Source organism: Rhodanobacter sp. GW835-FHT13D09, assembly GCF_058793995.1.
The window spans coordinates 56,573-81,476 of record NZ_JBXAGL010000006.1 but is presented as its reverse complement, the minus strand read 5'-3'; the positions used below and the strand labels follow the sequence as shown (position 1 = coordinate 81,476).

Sequence of the window (24,904 nt, the reverse complement as noted above, 5' to 3'; positions counted from 1 at the left end):
GTTTTGATCCGTTCGCCCATAAGGTCCGCCGTCAGTGCTGCGATCGCTGCAGGCCGAGGCCGAACTGCGCGATCAACTCGCGCTGGATCTCGTTCGCGCCGCCGCCGAAGGTGTTGATGGTGCTGGCCCGGATCTCATACTCCAGCTCGCCCAGCAGGAACGCCGCACTGGAGCCGCCGCGCACCAGCGCGCTGCCGCCCACGATGTCCTGCAGCCGGCGCAGGATCTCGATCACGCCCTCGCTGCCGTAGACCTTGGTGGCCGAGGCCAGCGCCACGTCCATGCCGCCGGCTTCAAGGTCCGCGGCGATGCGGAAATTGATGATGCGCATCGCTTCCAGCCGCGCGTAGCACTCGGCGAAGGCGCGCCGCACCCACGGCGCGTCGATCGCACGGCGGCCTTGCTCGTCGCGCGCCTTGGCCCACTGCAGCACGCGCGCGAACGGACCGAACACCTTGTCCGACCAGGCGCCCAGGCCCAGCCGCTCGTGGTTGAGCTGCGCGGTGATCAGCTTCCAGCCGCCGTGCAGTTCGCCCACCAGCATGTCGGCCGGCACCTCGACGTTGTCGTAGTAGGTCGCCGCGGTGAGATTGCCCACGGTTTCGATCGACGTGCTCGAGAAGCCCTTCGCGGCGGTGTCGGCGATCAGGATCGACACGCCCTTGTGACGCGGCCGCTCCACGCTGGTGCGCGCGGCCAACCACAGATAGTCGGCGCTCTCGGCGCCCGAGGTCCACAGCTTGCTGCCGTTGACCACGAAATGGCCAACGGCGAGGTCCCCCACCAGCTGCGCCTGGGTCGTCAGCGCGGCGAGGTCGGAACCCGCACCCGGTTCGGAATAGGCGATCGCGAAAACGATCTCGCCTGCGGCAATGCCGGGCAGGAAGCGCTGCTTCTGCACGGCGGTGCCATGTTGCATCAGCGCCGGCCCCACCGTGGAGATGGTGACGAACGGCAGCGGTGCGCCGGCGATGTTCGCCTCCTCGAAGAAGATCAGCTGCTCGGTGGCCGCATAACCCTGGCCGCCGTATTCTTTCGGCCAACCCACCGCGAGCCAGCCGTCGCGGCCCATCTGGCGCACCACGCGGCGGTATTCCTCGCCGCCCTCGGCGCCGCGCAGGCGCTGGCGCAACTCCGGCGTCATCAGCGCGTTGAAGTAGTCGCGCACCTCCAACCGCAGGCGGTGCTGTTCCGGACTCAGGTCGATGAACATTGCGTGCCCCTCAGTCCGTGCCCAGGATCAGGCCGCTGGTGGGTACACCGGTACCAGCGGTGACCAGCACGTGACGCACGTCGGCGACCTGGTTGACCGCGCTGCCGCGCACCTGGCGCACGCCCTCGGCGATGCCGTTCATGCCGTGGATATAGGCCTCGCCGAGCTGGCCGCCATGCGGATTCACCGGCAGCCGGCCGCCGCGGGCGTGCTGGCCGGCGCGGATGAACTCCTTCGCCTCGCCGCGCGGCACGAAGCCGAACTCCTCCAGCTGCGGCAACACGAATGGGGTGAAGTGGTCGTAGATCACCGCGGTCTGGATGTCCGCGGGACCGAGGCCGCTCTGCTGCCACAGCTGCTGCGCGACCAGGCCCATCTCGGGCAGGCCGGTGATGTCTTCGCGGTAGAACGAAGTCATGATCTGCTGGCCGCTGGAGATGCCCTGCGCCGCGGCCTTGACCACCACGGGTCGCTGCTTCAGGTCGCGCGCACGCTCGACCGAGGTGACCACCATCGCCACCGCGCCGTCGCTCTCCTGGCAGCAGTCGAGCAGGTGCAGCGGCTCGCAAATCCACTTGCTCCGCTGGTGCTCTTCCAGCGTGATCGGCTTGCCGTGGAAGAACGCGGCCGGGTTGCTCGCGGCGAAATCGCGCACCGCCACGGCGACGCGGCCGAAATCCTCGCTGGTCGCACCGTAGCGGTGCATGTAGCGGCGCGCGAACATGCCCACCCACGCCGCCGGTGTGTGGAAGCCGTGCGGCATGTACCAGCCGTAGTTGACGTTCTCGAAGATCGGCGTGGAGGCGAAGCCGTAGCTGCCGCTGCCGAAGCGGTACCAGCTGCGCTCGTTCATTGCGCGGTAGACCACCACGGTCTTCGCCACGCCGGTGGCCACCGCCATCGCCGCGTGCAGCACCGGCGCGCAAGCCGCGCCGCCGCCGTGCGGAATCTGCGAGAAGAACTTCACGTCCCGCGCGCCGAGCAGGCGCGCAATCTCGTACTCGGGCACCTTGTCGACCGAGTAGGAGCAGAAGCCGTCCACCTCCGCCGGCGCGACGCCGGCATCGGCCAGCGCGGCCAGCGTCGCCTCCATCGCGAGGCGCAGCTCGGTGCGGCCCGAGTTCTTGCTGAATTCGGTGGCGCCCAATCCGGCGATCGCGGCACGCCCGGCAATACCGTTAGCGTTCATGGCAGATGCACCCTCACCGTGCCGCTGACGTGCGGCCCCATCGAATTGCCGCCCTTGAGCGTCACCTCGATGCTGCGGTCGGCTTCGCGCTTGTCGCTCACCGCGCCGCTGAAGGTCATCGTGTCGCCGGGATAGTTCGGCGCGCCCAGCTTGATCTTCAGCGTCGCCAGGCGGCATTGCGGCCCGGCCCAGCCCTCGACGTAGCGTTCCACCAGGCCGTTGGTGGTGAGGATGTTCATGAAAATGTGCGGCGAGCCCAGCGCGCGCGCGGCCTCGAGGTCGTGGTGGCCGGGAAAGTAGTCGCGCGTGGCGATTGCGCCGCCGGTGATCAGCTGCACGGTGATGGGAATCGCGAGCGGCGGCAATTCGTCGCCGACGCTGACGCTGTCGAACGCGCGGGTGGTGGTCATGGGGCGTCTTCCGGTAGGTCGTATTTCCAGCCGAGCTGGTCGTGCTCGGCGAGCCAGTCGCCGAGCCGCGCGAGCTGCGCCTCGGCACCGCCGAGCGCCACGGCGAGCGCGCGGCTCCAGAACAGAAAGCGATGGATCGGGTGGCTGACGTCCACGCCGACGCCGCCGTGCACGTGCTGGGCCTTGTGCCCGGTCTGGTGGCCAAGGTCGCAGGCCTGCGCGCGCACCGCCAGCGCCTGCGGCAGCGCGCCGAGCCCGGCATCGAGCCGGTATACCAGCTGCCACAGCGCACCGCGCATCGCCTCGGTGCCGATGTAGCCGTCCGCCAGCGCACCAGCCACCAGTTGGAAGCTGCCGATCGCGCGGCCGAACTGTTTGCGCTCGCCGACGTGCTGCACCGTGCGGCGCAACTGTTCCTGGGTGACGCCGAGCTGCAACGCGGCAAGGCAGGCGATCGCTCGCGGTTCAAACCACGCGTGCGCGGCATCCGCCAGCACCGCGCCCGGCTCCAGCGCCACGTTGTCGAGCACCAGGTCGGCGACGCCGAGATGGTGCTGGGCCAGGCCCGCATGGCGCACCACGCCGGCCTGTGCGAGTTCGAGCGCCAGCAACCGCGGTGCACCGTCGAATTCCGCGCCCAGCAGCGCCCACTGCGCGTCGCCGCCCAGTGCCAGCGCGGCGAGCCGGCCGTCGACACGCCAGCCGCTGGCGTCGCGCGAAAGCCGCAGGCTCGCGCCATGCGGATCGGCCAGCCCCGCCAGCGAGGCTGTCCACAACGCGCTGCCGTCCATCGCCGCCGGCAGTTGGCGCGCCTCGAAATCCGCGTCGCCGAAGCGCGCGACGGTGGCCGCGGCCAGCTGGTGTTCCCATAGCGGCACCAGCGCGAGCGCGCTACCCTGCGCCACCAGCACGCCCAGCAGTTCGGTCATGCCGAGGCCGAGGCCGCCGGCCGCCTCGGGCACCACGATGCCGTGCAGGCCCATCTCGATGCAGGCCGGCCAAAGCGCCTGCATGTAGGGCGCGCCGGAGACGTCGTGGGCGTGCAGCGCGTCGTCGCTGCCGTGCTCGCGGAACAGGGCGGCGGCGGTTTCGGCGAATGCCTGCTGATCGTCGCTGAGTCGGAAGTCCATGGCGCGACTCAACCCGCCACCGGACGGAACTGCGGCAGCACGATGTCGTCGTCGCCGTCCGGCGCGCCGACTTCGTAGCGGTTGAACTCGACCTGCACCGGGTCGCCGATCCTGACATCGCCCGGCTTGACGCCAACCAGTTGCGCAACCAGGCGCATGCCCTCCTCCAGTTCGATCAGGCCGATCGGGTTGGGGTGCTCGAACGGCGGCACCTCGGGATAGTGCATCACCACGAAGGAATAGATCGTGCCGCGGCCGCTGGCCTCCAGCGTGTCCCACTCGAACGAATGGCAGGCCGGGCAGCACGGCCCCGGTGGATGGCGCAGCGCGCCGCAGGCCTTGCAGCGCTGTATCAGCAGCTTGCCGGCGCGTGCACCGTCCCAGAAGAAGCGGGTGTCGTCGCTCATGCCGGGCGCGGGACGCTTGATCTTTGGCGGACCGGCCGGCTTGTCGGCGGCAGGCTTGGGCACGTGGGCAGGCTTGAACTTGAATACGCGGAACAGCAGGCGACCGACTTCCTCGTCGCCCTCGGGGCGCTGCGAGAAATACGTCATCTTCAGCGTGACGAAGAAACCCGTGCCCAGCGCGGTGGTTTTTTCCTCGCCGACGGAATCCAGCCGGGTGGTGTAGTAGAGCCTTTCGCCGGGCACGACGTAACGGTCGAACTCCAGTTCGGAATTGACCGCCACCACCGAGGGATAACCCTGCGCCTCGATCAGCTTCAGCGCCTCGTAGGGATTCTCGCTGGTCGAGCCCGGCGGGTAATGGTTGGTCTGCGGGCCTTCCATGCACCACACCTGCAGCATTGCCGGCGGTACCGCCTTGCCTTCGGCATACAAGGGGTTGTCCACGCCCATCAGCTCGGCCCACTGCCGCGCCATCGGCGCGTTCACCGGATCCCAGCCGTAGACACGGCCGTATTCCTTGCCCACCAGGGCGCGCACTTCCTTCATCCAGTCGGGATCAGCCACCTGGATTCTCCTTCGCGTTCGCCGCCGCCAGGAAGGCGGGCTTCTCGCCGCCGCCGTGCAACAGCAGGTTGGTGCCACTGATGTAGGACGCGCGCGGTGAGGCCAGGAACAGGCAGGCCTCGGCCACGTCGGCCGGTTCAGCCATGCGCCCGGCAGGGATCGTGGCGCCCACTGCCGCGATGCCGGCCGCGTCGCCGTAATGCAGATGCGATTGCTCGGTGCGCACCAGGCCGGGGCTGACCGCCACCACGCGCACCTTGGGCGCCCACTCCACCGCCAGCGAGGAGGCGAGGCTCAGCACCGCCGCCTTGGCCGCGCCGTAGGCCGCGGTGCCGGGCGAGGGGCGCAGCGCGCTGACGCTGCCTATCATCAGGATCACCCCGCCCTCGGCCTGCCGCTGCATCTGCGCATTGGCGGCCTGCGCCGCGTGCAGGGGCGCGAACAGGTTCAGCCGCAGTAGGCTCTCGTGGAAACGCGGCGAGGCGGTGGCGGCATCGACCATCGGGCTGCCGCCGGCGTTGTTCACCAGCACGTCGAGCCGGCCGTGGCGCTGCACGATGGTCGCCACCAGCGCGGCCAGGGCCTCGGCCTCGCGCACGTCGCAGGGCAGGAACCCTGCCGTGCGTCCCGCGGCGGCGGCCGGCGCCGGCGGCGGGTTGCGCGCGCAGACCACCACCGTCGCGCCGGCCGCGAGGAAGGCTTCGGCGATGCCCCGGCCGATGCCCCTGGTACCGCCCGTGACGAGTACCACGCGGTTTGCAAAGTCCTGGTTCGCGCCCATCGCTGCCTGTTCTGAGGGTGTCGTTGCGGGATGCAATCTAGGCAGGCATGCCGGCAGCGGCAACGTCCAATCGGACGATGTTGCTGCCGTCTGCGGCACTGACCATGGCAAGCACCACGAACGCACGCCGCCACGTATGAAAAGCAAGCCATCCAAACCACCCGCAGCGCCCCGCGAAGTCGTCGTCGAGCGCCCCGAGCCCGGCATCGCGCTGGTGCGCCTGAACCGCCCCGAGGCGACCAATGCTCTGAGCCTTGCACTGCAGGCACAGCTGGCGCAGGCCTTCGTCGAACTGGCCACCGACGACGCGGTGCGCTGCATCGTGCTGACCGGCGGCGACAAGGTGTTCGCCGCCGGCGGCGACATCAAGGGCCTGCAGACGGCCGGGCCGATCGAGATCATGCGGCGCCACACCGAGCGCGTATGGGCGCCGATCGAGCGGTGCCCCAAGCCGGTGATCGCCGCGGTGTGCGGCTATGCCTACGGCGGCGGTGCCGAACTGGCCATGCATTGCGACATCATCGTCGCCGGCGAAAGCGCGAGCTTCGCCCAGCCCGAAATCCGCATCGGCATCATGCCGGGCATCGGCGGCACCCAGCGGCTGGTTCGCGCGGTGGGCAAATTCAACGCCATGCGCATGCTGCTCACCGGCAAGCCGGTGCCGGCCGCGGAAGCGCGCCTGATGGGTCTGGTGAGCCAGGTCGTGGCCGACGCCGAGGTGCTGCCCGCGGCGCTCGCGCTGGCCCACACCATCGCCGCGATGCCGCCGCTGGCGGCGATGCAGATCAAGGAGGTGGTGCTGGCCGGCATGGATGCCTCGCTGGACACCGCGCTGATGCTGGAGCGCAAGGCCAACCAGCTGCTGTTCGCCACCGCCGATCAGAAGGAAGGCATGCAGGCCTTCATCGCCAAGCGCAAGCCGAAGTTCAAGGGACGCTGACCGCGGTCGTCCGGCGACGGTAGCGCCCCGACCAGCATTCAGAACCGCGTCGGCCGCGCCACCGCGTCGATGCCGCCGTCGACCAGGATCTGCGCGCCGTGCACGTAGCTGGCCTGCGGGCCGAGCAGGAAGGCGACCACCGCGGCGATCTCGTCCGGCTCGGCGCGCCGGCCCAGCGGTGGCAGGAAGTCGCGGATCGCCTGGCCGAAGCGCGGATCGTTGAGACCCGCCTCCAGCAGCGGCGTCTGCGTCGCGCCGGGCGCCACGGTGTTGAGCCGCACGCCGGCCTTGCCCCAGGCCGCCGCACGCCGGCGCACCGCGACCGTCAATGCGTTCTTGGAGGCCGCGTAGGCCAGGAAACCGCCCTTCGTTCCGGCGGCAGCGAGGACCGCGCCCACCCTGGCCTCGTCGCCCGCCTCCAGCGACGCAGCCAGCGGGTTGTCGTCCCAGGGCAGTTGGGTCGAGGACACCGAGGAAATCACCACGGCGGCGGGGCGCTCGCCCTGCTGCAGCGCCGGCAACAAGCCGTCCAGCAGTTCGACCGCGCCGAAATAGTTCACCTCGGCGATCGCCGTGGCTGGTTCGAATTGCGCGCCCAGCCCGGCACACAGCACCAGCGCGTCCAGCCGTCCCTGGCAGCGCGCCAGCACGTCGGCCACTGCCTGCGTGCGGCCGGCGCGTTGCGACAGGTCGCAGGCGATGTCGGCGCCGCGCAGGTCGAGGCCGATGATCTCGTGCCCCGCTGCCGCGAGTGTGCGGCGCGTGGCGGCACCGATGCCCGAGGCCGAGCCGGTGATGACGATGATGCTCATGGGTTTGCTCCGAATCTGGAGGGGAAGACAGGGTCGGACCAGCCGGCGCGGCTGTCGTGCCGGGCAGTCACAGCGGGTAGTTCCGGATATGCGCGCTGGTGTCGCCGGCGAGATCGAGCCGGTACTGGCGCCGCGTGAAGCGCCAGCGGCCGTCGGCCCGCTCGAACGCATCGTGGTAGCGCCCGCAGACGACCGCCTGCAGCTTGAACGTCTCCGTCGCCTGGAACACCGTGTAGCGCGAGCGGGCGGTGGCCGTGCCAGCCGCCTCGTCCACCTCGATGATGGGGTTGCTGATCACATGCTGTGTGCGCGGCGTCCCGCCGGGGTAAAGCACGATGATCCTGCGCCACAGGGCCAGCAGTGCGGCCTCGTCGAGCGGCGCGGTGCCATCCTGCAGCTGGATCCGTGCATGGCGAAACAGCGCGGCCGCATCCTCCAGCCGGCCCTCGTCGATGCATTCGGCGTAACGGTAAAGCAGATTGGCGATCTCGATGGCGCTGTTGTCCATGGGACTCCGCTGCGGCATTGGGCGGCACGATCATGCGCCCCGCCTGCCGGCGGCGCGGCGTCCGAACGGACGATGCCGCGGCCGGGCGAAGTTTCGATAATGAACCCTTCCGGCAATCAACGGACAATCGCCATGGCCAATCCCTACGCGGCGCTGCTCGCCCCCGGCCGCATCGGCAAGCTGGAGTTGCGCAACCGCATCGTGATGGCGCCGATGGGTTCGAGTTTCGGCGGCCACGACGGCAAGGTCACCGACCGACTGCTCGCCTACTACGAGGCGCGGGCGAAGGGCGGCGCGGGATTATTGACCACCGGCGTGTGCGCCATCGCATTCCCCGCCGGCACCTCCGAGCCGCACCAGCTGGGTATTTCGGGCGACGAGTTCATCCCCGGCCTCGCGCAACTGGTCGAACGCGCACACCGGCACGGCGCGAAGATGGCGATCCAGCTCGTGCACCACGGCAAGGTTGCGGCACGCGACATCGCCGAAGGCCGCGAACTGTGGGTGCCATCGGTGCCGCCATCGGGCAAGTCCGGCTTTGTCGCCGCGCTGTCGCGCGAAGAGATGGCGACCTTCGTCAGCAACCTCGGCAGCAACCCACCGCGCTATCGGGTCATGGATGCCGCCGACATAGCGCAGATGACGGCGTGGTTCGTCGCGGCGTCGGAACGCGCCAAGCGCGCCGGATTCGACGGCATCGAGCTGCACGCCGCGCACAACTACATCTTTGCCGGCTTCCTCTCCCCTCATTACAACCAGCGCACCGATGCATGGGGCGGCCCACTGGAAAACCGGGCGCGCCTGCTGCTGGACACGATCCGCGCGGTGAAGGCGCAGGTCGGCGCCGATTTCCCGGTCTGGCTGCGCCTCGACGGCAGCGAACTGCATACCGAACACGGCATTACGCTGGAGGACGCAGTCGCCACCGCAAGATTGGCCGAGCAGGCCGGCGTCGACGCGGTACATGTCTCCGCCTACGCCAGCATCCGCAGCGGCAGCGAGTTCACCGATGCGCCGTTGCCGCAACAGCCCGGTGCGTTCATTCCGTTCGCGAAAGCGGTGCGCCAGGCGGTGAGCGTGCCGGTGATCGTCGCCGGCCGCATCGAGCCGGAGGTCGCCGCGCAGGGCATCGCCGCCGGCGACTTCGATTTCGTCGCGATGGCGCGCAAGCTGCTGGCCGACTCCGACCTGCCCAACAAGCTCATCGCGAACCGCCCGCAGGATATCCGTCCCTGCGTGTATTGCTACGTCTGCGTCAGCCAGATCTTCCTCAACGAGTCGGTGAAGTGCGCCGTCAACGCGCTCACCGGCCACGAGCACGAGCTGCGCATCGAACCCGCGGCGATGCCGCGCCGGGTGCTGGTGATCGGCGGCGGCCCGGCCGGCATGGAGGCCGCGCGCGTCGCCGCCGAGCGCGGCCATAAGGTCACCCTGGTCGAGCGCAGCAACCGGCTGGGGGGCACCCTGTTCTTCGCCGGGCTCGCCTACCCCGAGAACGGCCGTCTGCTCGATTACCTCGTCGAGCAGATGAAACACCCGAACATCGAAGTGAAGCTCGATACCGCCGCGACGCGCGAGTGGGTCGCCGCGCTCGCGCCCGACCACGTCGTCGTCGCCACCGGCGCGCGGCGCGCCGCTCCGGCCATCCCGGGCGCCGACCAGCGCCACGTCTGGAGCGGCGACGAGCTGCGCCGGCTGATGACCGGCGACGGCGCCGACGAGATCGCGCGCGCCAAGCTGACGCTTGCCGAACGTGCGCTGTTCAAGGCCGGCGGCATGCTTGGCGCCACCGACAGCCGGCAGGCGCTGCAAGGCCTGTCGAAACTGTGGATGCCGCTGGGCAAGCGCGTCGTCATCGTCGGCGGTGGCCTGGTCGGGCTGGAGCTGGCCGAGTTCCTGCTCGCCCGCGGACGCGAAGTCACCGTGCTCGAAGCCAGCGACAGGGCCGGCCGCGAACTCGCCGTCGTGCGCCGCTGGCGCGTGCTCGATACCGTGTGCGAGCACGGCAAACTGCACTGCAAGGCCAACGTGGACGCCATCGGCAAGCAGGCCGTGAACTGGCGCGACGCGAAGGGCGAACAGCACGAAACGCCGGCCGACTCCGTGGTGCTTGCCATCGGCGCCGAACCCGACGACCGCCTCGCCCGCAGTCTCGATGGCCTAGACATGCCCGTCGAGGAAATCGGCGACGGCGCCGGGCTGGGCTACATCGAAGGCGCGATGCACCAAGGCAACCGCGCCGGCCGTGACATCTGAATCGAATCCCGGATAACCGTCATCCAGGCATGCGGTACGCCCGTGCGCCGTGGGAGCCGCGATTTGTTTCGAGATCTTCGAAAGACTGGTCAGGCGAAATTCGGCGCCTCGACGCCGCCGTCCACGCCCAGCACCTTGCCGGTGATCCAGCTTGCCGCCGGCGAGCACAGGAACAGCACCGCGGCGGCGATGTCCTCGGGCTGGCCCAGCCGTCCCAGCGGCGTGCTGGCCAGCATGCGCTGGCGCCGCTCGGCCGTGAGGAATGGCGCCAGCGCCGCGGTCTCGATGGTGCCGGGCTCGACCGCGTTGATGCGCACGGCGGGACCGAAGTCCTGCGCCAGGTTGCGCGTCATCTGGTTCAGCGCCGCCTTGGCCGCGCCGTAGGCGCTGAAGTGCTTCTGCGCGTAGCGGGCCGCCACCGAGGAGATGTTGACCACCGCCCCACCCCCGGCCGCGCGCAGGTACGGCACGGCCTTCTGGATCAGCGCATAGGCCGGCACCACGTTCCAGGCCAGCACACCGCCAAAGTCCGCGCCGGGCATCTTCAACGGATCGTTGGGGCCGCTGCCGCCGGCATTGTTGACCAGCAGCGTGAGTTTGCCGAGTTCGCCCACGGTGCGCGCCACCAGCCCATCGAGCGCGCCATCCTCGTTGACGTCGCATGCCACCGCGATGGCCCGCCGCCCCAGTGCATGGATCTCGCCGGCCACGGCATCGAGATCGGCCCGGGTGCGTGCGGCCAGCGCCACGTCGGCGCCAGCCTGGGCCAAGGCCAGCGCGCAGGCGCGGCCGATGCCCTTGCCGGCGCCGGTGACGATGGCGACCTGGCCTTCCAGCGAGAACAGCGCGGCGGCGCCACCGCTCATGGCGTCACCGCCGCGCGCAGCATCTGCATGAACTGTTCGCTGTAGGGCGGCAGCATGCCCCACTCGCGGCGCGGATCGTGCGCGCCCGCCTTGTAGACCGAGCGCGCATGGCTGAATTCGAGGAAGCCCTCGCGGCCGTGGTAGTGGCCCATCCCCGACGCGCCGACGCCACCGAACGGCGCGTCCTCCAGCGCCGCGTGCATCAACACGTCGTTGATCGCCACGCCGCCGGAGAGCGTGCGCTCCAGCACCCGGCTCTGCTCGGCCTCGTCCGGGCCGAAGTAGTAGAGGGCGAGCGGGCGCTCGCCGGCATTGACGGCGTCGATCGCCTCGTCGATCTCGCGGTATGTCCGCAGCACCAGCGCCGGGCCGAAGATCTCATGGCGGGCGATCGCGCTGTCCGCCGGCGGCTCGATCACGAGGCGCAGCGGCATGCGGCGTTCGCGGGCACCGCCCTCGGCGCCGGCCACGACCACCCGAGCGCCGCGGGCGCGCGCGTCGTCCACGTAGGATTCGACCCGCGCGAAGTGCCGCGCGTCGACCACCGGTGTCACGTCCGGGTTGCCGGCTATCGTGGGATACAGGCGCGCATAGACCGCCTGCAGCGCGGCCACCAGCGCCTCCATCTGCGCGGCATGCACCCACACGGTGTCGGGCGCCACGCAGAGCTGGCCACTGTTCTGCGCCTTGCCCACCGCGACGCGCTCGGCCACGTCGGCGAGGTCGGCACCACGGCCCACCAGCACCGGCGATTTGCCGCCCAGTTCCAGCATCACCGGCACCAGGTTCGCCGCGGCTGCCTGCATCACCTTGCGGCCGACCTCGGTGCTGCCGGTGAAGACCAGATGATCCCAGGGCTGGGCGCTGAAATCCGCGGCCACCGTGGGCCCGCCGGTGACCACGGCAAGTTCCTCGGGCGCGAAGTGTTCGGCCACGATGCGCGCCACCAGTTCGGCGGTACGTGGGTTGACTTCCGAAGGCTTGAGCACGGCGCGGTTGCCGGCGGCGAACACACTGGCCAGCGGTGCGAACAGCGTGTACAGCGGCGCGTTCCAGGTGCCGATGATGCCGACCACGCCCTTGGGCTGGTACTTCACCCAGGCGCTGGCGCCGAACTGGTCGAACGGCGTCACGCTGGCTCGCGGCTGGTCGGCCATCCAGCCTTCGAGGCTGTCGCGCGCGGACTTCAGCGTGGCGAGCGAGCCCAGCACGTCGTTCATCAGCGAAAACAACTCGGAGCGTCCGCCGAAGTCCTCGCGCATGGCCACGCACAGGGCATCGTTGTGCGCCACCAGCATGTCGATGACGCGTTGCAGTCGTGCGCGGCGCTGGCTTGCGGCAACCGGCCCTTCGCTGCGGAAGGCCTGGCGCTGCAAATCCAGCCGATGGCGCACGGGAGAGGTCGAAGGGATGGACGATGCGGCGAACTGAGTGGTTTCCATCGTGACCGGCTACCAGGTGGTTGGATCTGTGTTGTGGTTGAATCCACGCTAACGGCCGAAGATGACTGCCTCGTCGTCCAAAGGGACGATGTACGGGGGCGGCAGCACGGTGACGATCCAGCCCATGACCCGCCCAACCGCAAACCTGCCGACCGACGTGACGTGGCGCACGCACATTAACTTGGTGCTGCTGTCGCTTGTCTACATCTTCTCCTACATCGACCGCCAGGTGATTGCCGTGGTGATCGAGCCGATCGAGCGCGAGTTCGGCCTGAGCGATGCCGCGATGGGCGTGCTCAGCGGACTGGCCTTCGGAGTGATGTACGCCGGGCTCGGTATTCCGGTAGGCCGCTTTGCGGACAAACACTCCCGCAGCAAGGTCGTGGCAGTGTGCGCCTCGCTATGGAGCCTTGCCACGATGGCCTGCGGTCTGGCCACGCAGTTCTGGCAATTGCTGCTCGCGCGCATGTCGGTCGCGGTGGGTGAAGCGGGTGGCATGGCGCCGTCGATCTCGCTGATCTCCGACATGTACCCGAAGAAAAACCGGGCGATGGCGATCAGCGTGTTCATGGTCGGACCGCAGCTCGGCCTGCTGATCGGACTGGCGCTGGGTGGCTGGATCGCACAGCACTACGGCTGGCGCCAAGCCTTCATCTGGATGGGTGCACCCGGATTGGTACTGGGCCTGCTGGTGTGGCTGCTGGTGCGCGAACCGCAGCGCGGGCGCTACGACGAGGTCACGGACAAAGCCAGCGCGACAGCACCGGCCGAACCCTTGCTGGCCCAGCTCCTGCGGCTGATGCGGATCGCCGCGCTGCGCCGGGTCGCGATCTCGATCAGCCTGGCCGGCATCGCGGCTTATGCCTACGGCGTATGGGTGCCCACCTTCCTGATCCGCACTCACGGCCTGTCGCTGGCCCAGGCGGGCATGTGGTTCGGTTTTGCCAGCGGCCTCGGCGCAACCGCCGGCACGGTGACCGGCGGCGCGCTGTGCGACCGCCTGGCGCGACGCGACAGCCGCTGGCAGATCGGCATGCCGCTGCTGGGCATGCTGATCTCGGTACCGGCCGCGGTGGCCTTTTTCCTGTGGCCGGTGGGTGGGCATGTCGCGCTGGGCGGCGTGCAGATACCGGTCTTGATGCTGTTCGCCTCCGCGTTCGGCTTCTTCGCCAGCTGGTGGCCACCGCTGTTGTTCACCGCGGTCAGCAACATGGTCGGCGCCGGCGAACGCAGCGTCGCGGCGGCGCTGCTCAACTTCTTCCTCACCCTGTTCGGTGCCGGTTTCGGTCCGCTGATCGCCGGCGTGATAAGCGACAGGTTGACGCCCATCCTCGGCGAGCAGGCGCTACGTTGGTCATTGGTGAGCACCATGGGCCTGTTCGTCATCAGCGGCTTGTTCCTCGCCGGGGCGATAAAGCCTTACCGCCAGCGTGCGGCCGCGATGCGTAGTGCCCCCGCGACATGAGTGCCGAAAGCCCCGTCGTCCTCATCACCGGCGCCAGCCGCGGCATAGGCGCCGCCGCGGCGCTGGCCTTCGGCCGCGCCGGCTGGCGCATAGCCATCGGCTCGCGCACCCTGGACGAAGGGCAGGCGCTGGGGCACCAGTTGCGACATCGCGATGGCAGTCCGCTCAGCGGCAGCCTGGCGACCACGGCGGCCGCACTGCGTACGGTCGGCGCCGAGGTTTTCGCCCACACCATGGATCTGATGGACCCGGCATCGCTGGATGCGGCGCTCGACGCCGTGCTCGCGCATTACGGACGCATCGACCTGCTGTTGAACAATGCGGTCTATCAGGATCGCGAAACCAACGCATTGTTATACGATCTCGACGATGACGCCTTGCGTCGCACGCTGAACGCCAACGTCGTTGCACCGTTCCGGCTGGTACGTCGCCTGCTACCCACCCTGCTCGCGCAAGGCGGTGGCCAGATCGTCAACGTGTGCTCTGGCGCGGGCAAGCACGACCCGCCGCTGCGCGCCGACCGCGGCGGCTGGGGTTTCGCCTATGGCGCCTCGAAAGCGGCGCTGGCGCGGCTGGCCGGCGTGGTCAACCGCGAACACGGCGAGCACGGCGTGCGCGCGTTCAGCGTCAACCCCGGCGTGGTCGCCACCGAGGCGCTCCTCGCCACGCTGGGCAGCGACGGCGACCTCGCGCGGCGTTACGGCGCGGCCGCCCCCGATGCGATCGCCCGCGCGCTGCTGTGGCTGGTCACCGATCCGCGCGCCGCCGCGCTCGCCGACGATCCGGCGATGCTGGACCTGCAGGTGCTGATACGGAAATTCGACATTTCCTGACCGGCGTCAAGACGGCGGCCGTCCGATCCGCTAGCGCCGCCCATCGTCCAAACAGGGTAAGCATGCGTGCGGTGCGGGTGGCAGCATCGGTCCACCTTCAGCGCGGCAACCCCGCACCCGCATCGGGAGACATTTCATGGCAACGACGAAAGACTACCGGCTCGGCGAATTCACCTACCCACGCGGCTGGTTCATGATCGCCGAAGCCAGCGAGCTGGATACCTACAGGCCGCTGGCGGTGCATTTCTTCGGCAAGGAGTTCGCGCTCTACCGCGGGCGCGAGACCGGCCGCGTGGTGCTGCTGGACGCCTACTGCCCGCACATGGGCACCCACCTGGCGGCGCCCAACACCACCAGCTACGTGTACCGCGACAACAACGGCACCAACATCGAGGGCGACTGCATCCGCTGCCCGTACCACGCCTGGCGCTTCGGGCCGGACGGCAAGTGCAACCACATCCCCTACCACGAGGGGCCGATCCCGCCCACGGCCAGCGTGAAGAGCTGGACGGTGGCCGAGAGCCTCGGCGCGATCTGGGCGTGGCACGACCCCGAAGGCGGCGAGCCGGAGTGGGGGCATCCCGACCTGTCGCAGTGGCAGGACCCGGCCTGGGTGCATCCGAAATGGGATCACCTGGGCCTGCTCAACCAGCATCCGCAGGAAGTGGTGGACAATATCGCCGACTATGGGCATCTCGGCCCGATCCACGGCTCCACCGTGGTGCGCTACGAGAACGAATTCCGCGGCCACACCGCCACCCAGCGCCAGGCCGGCGGCCACCGCACCCTGGTGGGCGCGGATGGCGTCGCGCCCGAACTGTCCACGGAAACCACCTATTACGGCCCCGGCATCCTGATGAGCGACCTGACCGGCTTCTGCGAGTCGGTGCTGCTGATCGCGCACACCCCGGTCGACGACGGCACGATCAAGGTGTGGCATTCGGTGGTGGTGAAGTCGCCTGGCGGCAGCAAGGTGGCCACGCAGACCGACGCGATCGCCGCGGCGCAATTCCAGAACACCGTGCTGCAGTCCTTCCTGCAGGACATGGAGGTGTGGACGAACAAGTCGCCCTGCATGCATGGCATGTTCATCCCCAGCGACGGCCCCTTCATGAAGGCCCGCATCTGGTACAAGCAGTTCTACAATCCGCGCGCGAAGAAGCAGGAATACCTCGACCAGTGCGAGGGCTATTACGTGCCCAAGGGCGCGGCGCCGTATGCGCAGCACGCGGAGGAATAGCGCCGCTCCACGGCTTGCCTTTCCCATCCCGTCCCCTTGGCATGGCGGCCCGGAGGACGGAGCTTTTACGGTCGGCTGTGCGTCACCCCCACGGCCATGAACACCGAGCGCCGCGGATCGACCAGGCCCGCATAGGCCGGCGGCAACCCAGCCAGCACGCCCGGCGCGCCAATCGCGGCCTGCAACGCCATGGGCGAGTCGAACCACCATTCGGCGATGCCATCAAACTCGTAGCCGGGCGGCGGCGCCTGCACCACGGTGTTGTGCACCACGCGTACTGCCGCATGCAAGGCACCGGCCTCGGACCAGTCCGCCGCACCATCCAGCCAGGCCGTATCGAAGGCTTGCCGCCGGCACTGCGGCCCCCGACGCAGGAAGCCGAACAGCACGCAGTCGCTGTGCGGCGCATCGCGCAGCGCGTGCTCGGCGCAGACCAGGGTGAACTCGCGCACGTAGGTCGAGAACACCCGCGGCTCGTCGGGCCGCATCACCGCCAGCGTCTCGGCATCGTTCCAGATGTCGGTGGCCGCCTGCAGGTCGCGCAGGCGCAGCAGGTTGACCCCGTCGTAGTCCGCGCTGGTCCCCGGCACATCGAAATCGAGCAGGCGCGAGCACTGCGCCACGCCCAGCACCTTGTCCTGCACGTTGCGGCACTGCCGGCCCAGCGCGGAGTGCTCGCGCCAGGCCTGCGGAAAATCCGCAGGCGCGAGCGCCGGGTTGCGCCGGGCGAGATAGATCATCTTCCACGATGGCGTCATGCGCAGCCCTCGGCAGCGATGCAGCGCACCAGCGGCGGCCACGTTGCGTTCTTGGCATCGTCGGGACGGTCAGGCACGCGGGCATCGTCCACGCGGACGATGCCGGGTGCCGCCCATCCCCTACAGTCCACAGGCACCGGGCATTGCTGCCCCTTGCCGCCTGCGCCAGTCCCGCGATGAAGACCCGCATCACGCTCTTCGTGCTGACCCTGATCGCCACCGTGCAATTCTTCGACCGCGCGCTGATCGTCGTCGCGATGGAACCGATCAAGCGGGAGTTCGCACTCAGCGACGCCCAACTCGGCCTGCTGGCCGGCTTCAGTTATGCAGCCGCGTTCGCGTTGGCCGGCCTGCCGCTGGGCTGGCTGGCCGACCGCACGCACCGGCGCAACCTGCTGGCGGCGCTGCTGGCGGTGTGGAGCACCTGCGTGGCCCTGGCCGGGGCCGCCGGCAGTTTCGCGATGCTGGTCTTAACCCGCGTGGCCGTGGGCGCCGCCGACGCCGGCGGACAACCCTGCTCGATCTCGATGGTGTCCGACCTGTATGGCCGCGAGCGCCGCGCCGGTGCGGTGGCGGTGTTGTTCACCGGCGTGCCGCTGGGCATGCTGCTGGGTTTCCTGGGCGGCGGCGTGCTGGCCGGTACATTCGGCTGGCGCCGCGCCTTCCTGTTCGCCGCCCTGCCCGGCTCGCTGCTGGTGCTGGCGCTGCTGCTGTGGGTGCGCGAGCCGCGCCGCGGCGCGACCGACGACGGCATCCGGCACGAAGCCGCCCCGCCGCTGGCCGCCACTCTGGCCTTCATGCGCGGCCAGCGCTCGCTGATGCAGATCATCGCCGCCTCGGTGCTGGTGACGGCCACCTCCTCGGCGATGATGAGCTGGATCGGATCGCTGCTGGTGCGTACGCATGGCCTCGATCTGGCGCAGGTTGGCCTGATGACGGCCTTGTGCATGGGCGGCGCCGGCGCGGTCGGCACGCTGGCCGCTGGCAGCCTCGCCGACCGCCTGGGTGCACACGACATGCGCTGGCAACCACGGCTGATGGCCGCCGCCGCCGGTCTGATCGCGTTGTCCGGCGTCGCCGTCGCGCTGTTGCCGTCCGTAGCCGCGGTCGCCGCCGCGCTGGCCCTGTTCGCGTTCTGCGTTGCCGGCCTCAACGGCCCGACCTACGCGCTGTCGCAAAGCCTGGTCGGCATGCGCATGCGCGGCATCTCGATGAGCACCCTGATCGTGCTGCTCAACCTGGTCGGCGTGGGCGTCGGGCCCACGCTGGCCGGGGTACTCAGCGACGCCTTCGCCTGGCGTTTCGGTGCCGACAGCGTGCGCTGGGCCATGGTCTGGCTGCTGACGCTGAACCTGCCCGCCGTCGCGTTGTTCGCCCGCGCCGCGTCCAGTGTCCGGACCGACCTCGCGCGCGCCGAGTTGGCCTAGGAGTCTGTCGTGCTTCGACCAGCCGGCCGGCGAATCCGTCCGTATGGTGCATCCTTCCGCCGCCGCTGCTTGCCCCTGGAACCACCATGGGGCGGCGAATCATCGAAAACCTGCCTTCATACAGCCGAGTTCCCGCCTCGACCGTCAAAGCCCGACAGACTCCGAGTCCGCCACGGCCGGTGATCTGCGCGGGCGCCAGCGAAGGCCCGCGCATCACGCTCCATTCCTTCCCGCAACAGCCAACCCGAGGTGCACCATGACTCCTGTCGCACACCATCCCGCCGCCTGCAAACATCGAATCCGTGCCAGCCTGGTCGCCGCGTTGTGTGCCTGCGCGACGCTTGCAGCGACGCTGGTGCCGCCATCGGCACTGGCGGGCTCAGGCGACGCCCAGGCCACGGACGGGCGGGTTTCGCCGTTCTACGCCTGGGCGAAGCCGCTGGATGGCGCCGCCGGGCAGATCCTGCGCGAGGAGCCGCTTGAAGCCGCAGTGCAGTTGTCGGCCGCCGGCCAGCAATACCGCATCCTGTACAGCTCCACCGACGGCGTCAGCGGGCATGGCCTGGTGGCGGTGTCGGGCGCCGTGTTTCTCCCGCCGGGCCAGCCCCCCAGGGGCGGCTGGCCGCTGCTGGCCTGGGCGCACGGCACGGTAGGCATCGCCGACGCCTGCGCACCTTCGTGGAACGTGCGCTCCTACCGCGATGCGCGTTACCTCAACGCGTGGCTCAAGCAGGGCTTTGCGGTGGTCGCCACCGATTACCAGGGGCTGGGCACGCCGGGCCCGCATCCCTATATGGACGCGCGCGTGGAAGCCTATAGCGTGCTCGACAGCATCCGCGCGGCACAGGCGAAATTCCCCGAACTTTCGCGCAAGGTGATCCTCATCGGCCAGTCGCAAGGCGCCGGCGCGGCATTTGCCTCCGCGGCGTTTGCCCCGGTGTACGCCACCGAGCTGGACATCCTCGGCACCATCAGCACCGGTACGCCCTACCTCGCGCCCAAGGCGATGGCTGCCGCATCGAGCCACGATCCGCATGAGGTCCGTCCGCAATTCGCCTACACCGCTTTCCTGGCGCTGGCCGCCCAGGCGCAGGCGCAACCGCCCGCCGGCCTTTCCAGCGTCTTCACCGAGCGCGCGATGCCGCTGGTGGAGGAAGCCCGCGGCGCCTGCATCGCGCAGATGGAGGCGGACGTGGTCAGTGCCGGGATCAGCGACGCCAACGCTTTGCAGGGCAACCTGATGGTCTTCATCGGCAGCTACGCCAAGACCTTCATGTATCCCACGCTCAAGCTCGCGCAGCCCTTGTTCATGGGCATCGGCGCGCAGGACCAGGACGCCACCACCGCCAGTCAGCTGATGCTGGCCCACGACGCCTGCGCGGCGGGCAGCACGGTCGAGGCGCATCTGTACAAGGGCCTGGACCATAACGCCACGGTCAACGCCTCGTTGAAGGATTCGATCCCCTTTGCGCGCCGCCTGCTGGCCGGCAAGCAGATCGCGCCGGTCTGTGCACCAGTGGCGCAGTAAGCGATGCTGCCGCCGGGCGCGCCGCGCGCACCCGGCGCGAAGCCTCACCAGCGCGCGGTGACGCTGACGCCGAAGGTGCGCGGCTGGTCGAAATTGGCCACGCGCAGGTTGGCGAAACCGGGGCCGAAGTCGATGATGTTGCCGGGACGGGCGACATTGCCGAGGTTCTTCGCCCACAGCGCCACTTCGCCCTCGATGCCATGGCCCCAGTCCATGCCGCCGAAGGCCAGCCGGCCATTGAGCATGCCGGCGCTGCCGATATGCGTGTTGCGGGCAAGCTGCTGCATGGGATCGACCGGCTGGAGCTGGTAGGGATACAAGTAGAAGCCGTTGCTGAAGCGGTAGTCCAGCGTGCCGCGCAACACGCCGTTGGCGGTGCGCAACAGCGTGTCCTCGACTACCAGGCTCACCGTGTTGCGCGGCGCATGCACCACCGCGCGGTTGTCGGCCACGTTGACGCCCAGCTCCATGAACTTGTCGTACTTGGTGTGCAGGTAACCATAGTTCAGGCGCAGGGTGAGGTCCTCGGTGGGACGCAGTTGCGCCTCCAGCTCGAAGCCTGCGGTATGGGCGCGACCCACGTTGAGGATGCTGGAGCCCGCCGAGCCCTGCGCCGTGAACACCGACTCCTGAAGGTTGTCGATGCGGTTGTAGAACACCGCCGCGTTGAGGCTGGCACGCCCCCCCAGCAGGGTGTTCTTGCTGCCTACCTCGAAGGTCTTCTGGGTCTCGGGCAGGAACTTCGTGGTGGCGGCGACGGCGCTCTGCGCCTCGCCGTTGAAGCCGCCGCTCAGGTAGCCCTCCGCATAGCGCGCGTAGACCATGCTGTCGGCGCCGAGCTTGTAGGCCAGGTTCACCATCGGTGTGGTGTCGCCAAAGGTGGCATGCGCCCCCGTGCCGGCCGGGATGTCCACGCCGGGCCCCAGGAGGAAGCGGCTGATGCGCTTGGTCTCGGTGGTGCGGCGCACGCCCGCGGTGAGCGTCAGGCGGTCCGTCAGCTGGTAGTCGATCTGGCCGTAGGCCGCGCGGGCCCGGGTGCCAAAGCCGTAGTCCGAGTCGTAGTCCACCGCGCCCAGGAAGAAACTCTGCGGATTGGCGGTGTAGCCCGTGTCCTCGAACGAATACAGGCCCGCCACCCAGTTCCATGCGCCGGCGCTGCCCAGGTACTGCAGCTCATGCGAGGTCTGCCGATAGCGGGACAGGCGCTGCGTCTGCGCCAGCGCCACCGGCGAACCGTCGAGGTCGAGCCCGTCATCCCAGTGCATCTCGCGATGCGCGCCGATGTATTTGAGCGTGCCGGCATCGCCCAGCTTCCAGTTCGCCGTCAGCGCGTTGCCGTCGATCTTCATGCGCTCGAAGGAGGGCGCATCGACGCTGGCCGTGGTCTGGCGGCTACCGTTGACCGGGATACCGGGGATGCCGAACAACTGCCCGACGTCGGAATGGATGGCCTGGTTGAACAGCGAATTCTGGTTGACCCGGGTACGGTCGTAGCGATAGTTGAGCGTGAGGTTGTCGGTGGCGTCGTACTCCAGTGCGACGAAGGCCTCCTGGTTGCGCCGGTTGCCCAGTTGCGACACCGAGCTGCCGGGCGCGGTGCCGACCCAGCCGTCGCGGCGCTCCACGCGCCCACCGAGCGTGGCCTTGAGTCTGCCGATCGCGGGCAGGTCCAGTACCAGCTTGCCGACCTTGCTGCCGTAGTTGCCCAGTCCGATTTCCGCCGTGCCGCTGAACTGGCCGCCGGGCGGCCGCGTGATCAGGTTGACCGCGCCGGCCATGGTGTTGCGCCCGAACAACGTGCCCTGCGGCCCCCGCAGCACCTCGACACGCTCCAGGTCGAGCAGGTCGAACACCGAGCCCTGGGTCTTGCCGATGTAGACGCCGTCGACGTACATGGCGACCGGCGTGTCCCAGAACAGCGCCGGGTTGATCCCGGCCATGCCGCGGATGGAAATCTGCGCCGCGGTGGAATCACCCGGCGTGGTGCTTACCTGCAGGTTCGGCGCGGCCGCGCTCAGGTCGGCGACGTTGGCGATACCGCGCGCATTGAGCTGGGCCTCGTCGATCGCGGTGACCGACAGCGGCACGTCCTGCAGCTTCTGGGTGCGGCGCTGCGCCGTCACCACCACTTCCTTCAGGGCCACCGGCTTGGCAGACCTGGCCTGGTCGTCGCCGGCCTTGGTCTGCGCCACGGCGGGCGCGACGGACAAGGCTTGGGCCACGGCGGCGGCGAGCAGGCAGGCAGGTAGCGGCAGGACACGGGAACGGGACATAGCGACGCCTCGGGGTGACGGCACCCGCCGCGATTCACGGCAGGCGCGCAAGGGGTTGGACGAAGAGGGTTGAACGTTCCCCGCCCGGCGCCATGCGCCGGACGGCGTGGATCGAAGAAGCGCCAGTCGGAACCCGGTGGACCACCTTCCCGGGCAGGCCGTCCCCGGCAACCGCGTAGCGCGGTCGCCGGGCAGCGGTCACCAGCGGGCAGTGACGTTGACGCCGAAAGTCCGCGGCATGTTCCAGTTGGCGACGCGCAGATTGCCGAAGGCGGGACCGAAGTCGATGATGTTGTCGATGTGCGCCACGTTGAAGATGTTGTGCACGTACAGCGAAACCTCACCGTCGATGCCGTGGCCCCAATCCATGCCGCCGAAGGCAAGCTGGCCGTTGACCGTGCCGTAACCCTTGATCCACGAGTTCGCCGCGACCGCCTGTGCCGGGTTGACCATTTTCAACTGGTAGGTGTAGCGGTAGTAGCCGCCGGTGAAGCGGTAATCCAGCGTGCCGCGCAGACTGCCGTTGGCGGTACGCAGGAAGGTGTCGGTGGCGACGATTGACGCCATGTGCCTGGGCAGCATGGAGACCGACTGGTTGTCGGCGATGTTCCGGCCGAGCTGCATGAAGCGGTCGTACTTGCCATGCATGTAGCTGTAGGTCGCATGCAGCAGGAGATCGTCGGTCGGGCGGAAGTTCGCTTCCAGTTCCAGGCCCTCGGTATGCGACTGGCCGACATTGCGCACGTTCGACGCCGCCGCGCCCTGCGCCGTGAACACGATGCTCTGCAGGTTGCTGGTGCGGTTGTAGAACACGTCGGCATTGAGGTTGGCGCGACCGTCGAGGAACACGTTCTTGGTGCCGAGCTCGTAGGTCTGCGCCGTCTGCGGCAGGAACGGCCGCACCACCTCGGCCGCGGCCTGCGCCTCGGCATTGAAGCCGCCGCTGAGGAAGCCCTTGGCGTAGCGCAGGTACAGCATGTGGTTCGGCGTCCACTGGTACGCCAGGTTGAGCGTGGGCGTGGTCGCCGAAAAGCCGGCCTGGGCGGCGGTGCCGGTCGGGATCAGCGTGTACTGGCCGACCTTCAGGAAGCGCGAGACGTCCTTGCGCTCCAGCGTGCGGCGCAGGCCTGCGGTGAGGGTCAGCTTGTCGGTCAGCTGGTAGTCGACCTGGCCGTAGGCCGCACGCGAACGGGTGCCGAAACCGTAGCTGGAGTTGTAGTTCGCCTTGCCGAGGAAGTAACTCTGAGGATTGTTGTTGTAGCCGCTGTCCCTGAAGTAGTACAGGCCGCTCACCCAGTTCCAGCGCCCCACGCTGCCCAGGTACTGCAGCTCGTGCGAGGTCTGGTGGTAGCGCGTGTGGGCATTGCTCTGCGCGAACGGGATCGGCGAGCCATCGGTGTCGAGACCGTCGTCCCAGTGCTTCTTCCGGTTGGCGCCGATGTACTTGACCATGCCGGCGTCGCCCAGCTTCCAGGCGGCGGTGAGCGTGTTGCCCAGCACCTTCATGTTCTCGAACACCGGATAGTCGATGTTCGCCGTGTCCTGCCGGTCGGTATTGACGATGATGCCCGGGATGTGGAACACGGTGCCCACGTCGGAATGGATGGCCTGGTTGAAGAACGGCGTATCGTTGGCCTTCGAATAATCGAAGCGGTAGTCGAAGCTAAGGCTGTCGGTGGCGTCCAGGCGCATGGCCACGAACGCGTCCTTGTCGTCCAGGCTGCCCAGGTGCGAGACCGGACTCTTGCCGACATTGCGCACCCAACCGTCGTTCTTCTCGACGCGCCCGCCCAGCGAGACCTTGAGCTTGCCCATCGCCGGCAGGTCCAGCACCACGAGGCCCAGCTTGTCGTTGTACTTGCCGAAGCCCACCGAAGCCGTGCCGCCCCACTCGCCGCTCGGGGTCTGGGTCACCAGGTTCACCGCGCCGCCCATCGTGTTGCGTCCGTACAAGGTGCCCTGCGGGCCGCGCAGGACCTCGACGCGTTCGAGATCCGGCAAATTGAACACCGAACCCTGCGCCTTGCCGATGTAGACACCGTTCAAGTACACGCCGACCGGAGAATCCCAGTACATCGCGGGATTGCCGGCGTACGATCCGCGGATCGCGATCTGCGCCGTGGTCGGGTTGCCGCCGGTGCCGCTCATCACCACGAGGCTGGGCGCCGCCGCCTTGAGGTCGGCGACGTTGGTGATACCGCGTGCGTGAAGGTCGGCGGTGTCGATCGCCGACACCGAAATCGGCACTTCCTGCAGGTTCTGGCTGCGGCGCTGCGCGGTGACCACCACTTCCTTCAGTGCTACGGGCTTCTTGCTGCCCGGCTTGCCCTGCTCGGGCGCGGCCTGGCCGTCGGCTGCGGCCTGACCGTCCTGCGCCGTCCGGGCCGCGACGGGAACAACGATCAGCGCCTGGGCCACGGCGGCGGCCAACAGGCATCTGCGCATGTGTGAAGTGTGGAAACTCGTCATCTGGCAATCCCCCAAGGTGGCATCGGCATCGCGCGCTGCGCGGCATGTTGTTTCGACCGCCTGCTCGCAGCAGACGTGTGTACAGACTGCGACGAAATGCCGCGAAGAAAATCGTCCAAGAGGACTATGGAAACATCCGCGCCGGCCGCGGCCGAAACGCAGGCCCGACCCACGCGCCTGCGGAAAGGTGCCGGATAAATGGACGTCCAGACAACTGTCGCGAATCGACTGCAAACCGGGCCGCCCGCCCCCGACGCCGTGCGCGTCTGCAGCCCGGATCGCGGGCGTGCGCACGTCCCATCGGGGTCCATCGAGGACCGGCGACCGGAGTAGTCGTGCCCGGCGAAATCGGCCGGCATCCCGGCGCGGCGCACCGGATCGACGGCCGGCCGC

General features: G+C 68.9%; 20 protein-coding genes. 7 read left to right on the top strand and 13 right to left on the bottom strand.

Annotation, left to right across the window (positions count from 1 at the left end; genetic code table 11):
• Nucleotides 1-31 precede the first annotated feature (31 nt).
• The 6 genes from AC1Q5A_RS10035 to AC1Q5A_RS10010 are packed head-to-tail and all read right to left on the bottom strand — an operon-like array spanning nt 32 to nt 5,694.
• Nucleotides 32-1,213: an acyl-CoA dehydrogenase family protein gene (locus tag AC1Q5A_RS10035; protein ID WP_492700572.1), complete on the bottom strand. Its 1,182-nt coding sequence runs from the start codon at nt 1,211-1,213 to the stop codon at nt 32-34.
• Nucleotides 1,214-1,223: 10 nt separating this feature from the next.
• On the bottom strand, nt 1,224-2,402 hold the full coding sequence (locus tag AC1Q5A_RS10030) for a lipid-transfer protein (protein WP_492700571.1): 1,179 nt from the start codon (nt 2,400-2,402) through the stop codon (nt 1,224-1,226).
• The gene (locus tag AC1Q5A_RS10025) at nt 2,399-2,812 is read right to left on the bottom strand and encodes a MaoC family dehydratase (protein WP_492700570.1); all 414 of its coding nucleotides are present in this window, start codon (nt 2,810-2,812) and stop codon (nt 2,399-2,401) included. The genes AC1Q5A_RS10030 and AC1Q5A_RS10025 overlap by 4 nt, the downstream gene beginning before the upstream one ends.
• On the bottom strand, nt 2,809-3,942 hold the full coding sequence (locus AC1Q5A_RS10020) for an acyl-CoA dehydrogenase family protein (RefSeq protein WP_492700569.1): 1,134 nt from the start codon (nt 3,940-3,942) through the stop codon (nt 2,809-2,811). The genes AC1Q5A_RS10025 and AC1Q5A_RS10020 overlap by 4 nt, the downstream gene beginning before the upstream one ends.
• Nucleotides 3,943-3,950: 8 nt before the next feature.
• Nucleotides 3,951-4,913, bottom strand: coding sequence for a Zn-ribbon domain-containing OB-fold protein (locus AC1Q5A_RS10015; protein ID WP_492700568.1), 963 nt, complete (start codon nt 4,911-4,913; stop codon nt 3,951-3,953).
• Complete coding sequence (locus AC1Q5A_RS10010) at nt 4,906-5,694, bottom strand: SDR family oxidoreductase (protein WP_492700567.1); 789 nt, start codon at nt 5,692-5,694, stop codon at nt 4,906-4,908. Before AC1Q5A_RS10010 ends, AC1Q5A_RS10015 begins: the two co-directional genes overlap by 8 nt.
• Before the next feature lie 136 nt (nt 5,695-5,830).
• On the opposite strand from AC1Q5A_RS10010, the gene AC1Q5A_RS10005 reads away from it, so the two are divergent.
• A complete protein-coding gene (locus tag AC1Q5A_RS10005; protein ID WP_492700566.1) occupies nt 5,831-6,634 on the top strand; it encodes an enoyl-CoA hydratase in 804 nt (267 codons plus the stop codon).
• A 38-nt stretch (nt 6,635-6,672) separates the two neighbouring features.
• On the opposite strand, the gene AC1Q5A_RS10000 is transcribed toward AC1Q5A_RS10005, so the two are convergent.
• The gene (locus tag AC1Q5A_RS10000) at nt 6,673-7,446 is read right to left on the bottom strand and encodes an SDR family oxidoreductase (RefSeq protein WP_492700565.1); all 774 of its coding nucleotides are present in this window, start codon (nt 7,444-7,446) and stop codon (nt 6,673-6,675) included.
• A gap of 67 nt (nt 7,447-7,513) precedes the next feature.
• Entirely contained in the window at nt 7,514-7,954 is a 441-nt protein-coding gene (locus AC1Q5A_RS09995; RefSeq protein ID WP_492700564.1) for a nuclear transport factor 2 family protein, read from the bottom strand.
• A gap of 132 nt (nt 7,955-8,086) precedes the next feature.
• Here AC1Q5A_RS09995 and AC1Q5A_RS09990 point away from each other — a divergent pair, with 132 nt between their 5' ends.
• Nucleotides 8,087-10,210: an oxidoreductase gene (locus tag AC1Q5A_RS09990; protein ID WP_492700563.1), complete on the top strand. Its 2,124-nt coding sequence runs from the start codon at nt 8,087-8,089 to the stop codon at nt 10,208-10,210.
• Nucleotides 10,211-10,299: 89 nt separating this feature from the next.
• Here AC1Q5A_RS09990 and AC1Q5A_RS09985 read toward each other — a convergent pair whose 3' ends face one another.
• On the bottom strand, nt 10,300-11,076 hold the full coding sequence (locus AC1Q5A_RS09985; protein WP_492700562.1) for an SDR family NAD(P)-dependent oxidoreductase: 777 nt from the start codon (nt 11,074-11,076) through the stop codon (nt 10,300-10,302).
• Nucleotides 11,073-12,518 (bottom strand): coniferyl aldehyde dehydrogenase, encoded by a 1,446-nt coding sequence (locus AC1Q5A_RS09980; protein ID WP_492700561.1) that lies wholly within the window; start codon nt 12,516-12,518, stop codon nt 11,073-11,075. Before AC1Q5A_RS09980 ends, AC1Q5A_RS09985 begins: the two co-directional genes overlap by 4 nt.
• A gap of 124 nt (nt 12,519-12,642) precedes the next feature.
• On the opposite strand from AC1Q5A_RS09980, the gene AC1Q5A_RS09975 reads away from it, so the two are divergent.
• From AC1Q5A_RS09975 to AC1Q5A_RS09965, 3 genes are all read left to right on the top strand, one after another.
• The gene (locus tag AC1Q5A_RS09975; protein ID WP_492700560.1) at nt 12,643-13,983 is read left to right on the top strand and encodes a spinster family MFS transporter; all 1,341 of its coding nucleotides are present in this window, start codon (nt 12,643-12,645) and stop codon (nt 13,981-13,983) included.
• Entirely contained in the window at nt 13,980-14,816 is an 837-nt protein-coding gene (locus AC1Q5A_RS09970; protein WP_492700559.1) for an SDR family NAD(P)-dependent oxidoreductase, read from the top strand. Before AC1Q5A_RS09975 ends, AC1Q5A_RS09970 begins: the two co-directional genes overlap by 4 nt.
• Nucleotides 14,817-14,952: 136 nt before the next feature.
• Nucleotides 14,953-16,056, top strand: a complete 1,104-nt coding sequence (locus tag AC1Q5A_RS09965) for an aromatic ring-hydroxylating dioxygenase subunit alpha (protein ID WP_492700558.1) — start codon at nt 14,953-14,955, stop codon at nt 16,054-16,056.
• A gap of 65 nt (nt 16,057-16,121) precedes the next feature.
• Here AC1Q5A_RS09965 and AC1Q5A_RS09960 read toward each other — a convergent pair whose 3' ends face one another.
• The gene (locus AC1Q5A_RS09960; RefSeq protein ID WP_492700557.1) at nt 16,122-16,814 is read right to left on the bottom strand and encodes an EthD domain-containing protein; all 693 of its coding nucleotides are present in this window, start codon (nt 16,812-16,814) and stop codon (nt 16,122-16,124) included.
• A 176-nt stretch (nt 16,815-16,990) separates the two neighbouring features.
• On the opposite strand from AC1Q5A_RS09960, the gene AC1Q5A_RS09955 reads away from it, so the two are divergent.
• Complete coding sequence (locus AC1Q5A_RS09955; RefSeq protein WP_492700556.1) at nt 16,991-18,241, top strand: MFS transporter; 1,251 nt, start codon at nt 16,991-16,993, stop codon at nt 18,239-18,241.
• 256 nt (nt 18,242-18,497) lie between these two features.
• On the top strand, nt 18,498-19,769 hold the full coding sequence (locus tag AC1Q5A_RS09950) for a lipase family protein (RefSeq protein ID WP_492700555.1): 1,272 nt from the start codon (nt 18,498-18,500) through the stop codon (nt 19,767-19,769).
• A 44-nt stretch (nt 19,770-19,813) separates the two neighbouring features.
• On the opposite strand, the gene AC1Q5A_RS09945 is transcribed toward AC1Q5A_RS09950, so the two are convergent.
• Together AC1Q5A_RS09945 and AC1Q5A_RS09940 are read right to left on the bottom strand one after the other, a co-directional pair.
• Nucleotides 19,814-22,042 (bottom strand): TonB-dependent receptor, encoded by a 2,229-nt coding sequence (locus AC1Q5A_RS09945; protein WP_492700554.1) that lies wholly within the window; start codon nt 22,040-22,042, stop codon nt 19,814-19,816.
• Nucleotides 22,043-22,240: 198 nt separating this feature from the next.
• The gene (locus tag AC1Q5A_RS09940; protein ID WP_492700553.1) at nt 22,241-24,487 is read right to left on the bottom strand and encodes a TonB-dependent receptor; all 2,247 of its coding nucleotides are present in this window, start codon (nt 24,485-24,487) and stop codon (nt 22,241-22,243) included.
• Between the last annotated feature and the right edge of the window lie 417 nt (nt 24,488-24,904).

Bases quoted from the DNA above. Each gene is read 5' to 3' on its own strand.
- AC1Q5A_RS10035 (WP_492700572.1), bottom strand. From the start codon at position 1,213: ATGTTCATCGACCTGAGTCCGGAACAGCACCGCCTGCGGTTGGAGGTG.
- AC1Q5A_RS10030 (WP_492700571.1), bottom strand. From the start codon at position 2,402: ATGAACGCTAACGGTATTGCCGGGCGTGCCGCGATCGCCGGATTGGGC.
- AC1Q5A_RS10025 (WP_492700570.1), bottom strand. From the start codon at position 2,812: ATGACCACCACCCGCGCGTTCGACAGCGTCAGCGTCGGCGACGAATTG.
- AC1Q5A_RS10020 (WP_492700569.1), bottom strand. From the start codon at position 3,942: ATGGACTTCCGACTCAGCGACGATCAGCAGGCATTCGCCGAAACCGCC.
- AC1Q5A_RS10010 (WP_492700567.1), bottom strand. From the start codon at position 5,694: ATGGGCGCGAACCAGGACTTTGCAAACCGCGTGGTACTCGTCACGGGC.
- AC1Q5A_RS10005 (WP_492700566.1), top strand. From the start codon at position 5,831: ATGAAAAGCAAGCCATCCAAACCACCCGCAGCGCCCCGCGAAGTCGTC.
- AC1Q5A_RS10000 (WP_492700565.1), bottom strand. From the start codon at position 7,446: ATGAGCATCATCGTCATCACCGGCTCGGCCTCGGGCATCGGTGCCGCC.
- AC1Q5A_RS09995 (WP_492700564.1), bottom strand. From the start codon at position 7,954: ATGGACAACAGCGCCATCGAGATCGCCAATCTGCTTTACCGTTACGCC.
- AC1Q5A_RS09990 (WP_492700563.1), top strand. From the start codon at position 8,087: ATGGCCAATCCCTACGCGGCGCTGCTCGCCCCCGGCCGCATCGGCAAG.
- AC1Q5A_RS09985 (WP_492700562.1), bottom strand. From the start codon at position 11,076: ATGAGCGGTGGCGCCGCCGCGCTGTTCTCGCTGGAAGGCCAGGTCGCC.
- AC1Q5A_RS09980 (WP_492700561.1), bottom strand. From the start codon at position 12,518: ATGGAAACCACTCAGTTCGCCGCATCGTCCATCCCTTCGACCTCTCCC.
- AC1Q5A_RS09975 (WP_492700560.1), top strand. From the start codon at position 12,643: ATGACCCGCCCAACCGCAAACCTGCCGACCGACGTGACGTGGCGCACG.
- AC1Q5A_RS09970 (WP_492700559.1), top strand. From the start codon at position 13,980: ATGAGTGCCGAAAGCCCCGTCGTCCTCATCACCGGCGCCAGCCGCGGC.
- AC1Q5A_RS09965 (WP_492700558.1), top strand. From the start codon at position 14,953: ATGGCAACGACGAAAGACTACCGGCTCGGCGAATTCACCTACCCACGC.
- AC1Q5A_RS09960 (WP_492700557.1), bottom strand. From the start codon at position 16,814: ATGACGCCATCGTGGAAGATGATCTATCTCGCCCGGCGCAACCCGGCG.
- AC1Q5A_RS09955 (WP_492700556.1), top strand. From the start codon at position 16,991: ATGAAGACCCGCATCACGCTCTTCGTGCTGACCCTGATCGCCACCGTG.
- AC1Q5A_RS09950 (WP_492700555.1), top strand. From the start codon at position 18,498: ATGACTCCTGTCGCACACCATCCCGCCGCCTGCAAACATCGAATCCGT.
- AC1Q5A_RS09945 (WP_492700554.1), bottom strand. From the start codon at position 22,042: ATGTCCCGTTCCCGTGTCCTGCCGCTACCTGCCTGCCTGCTCGCCGCC.
- AC1Q5A_RS09940 (WP_492700553.1), bottom strand. From the start codon at position 24,487: ATGCGCAGATGCCTGTTGGCCGCCGCCGTGGCCCAGGCGCTGATCGTT.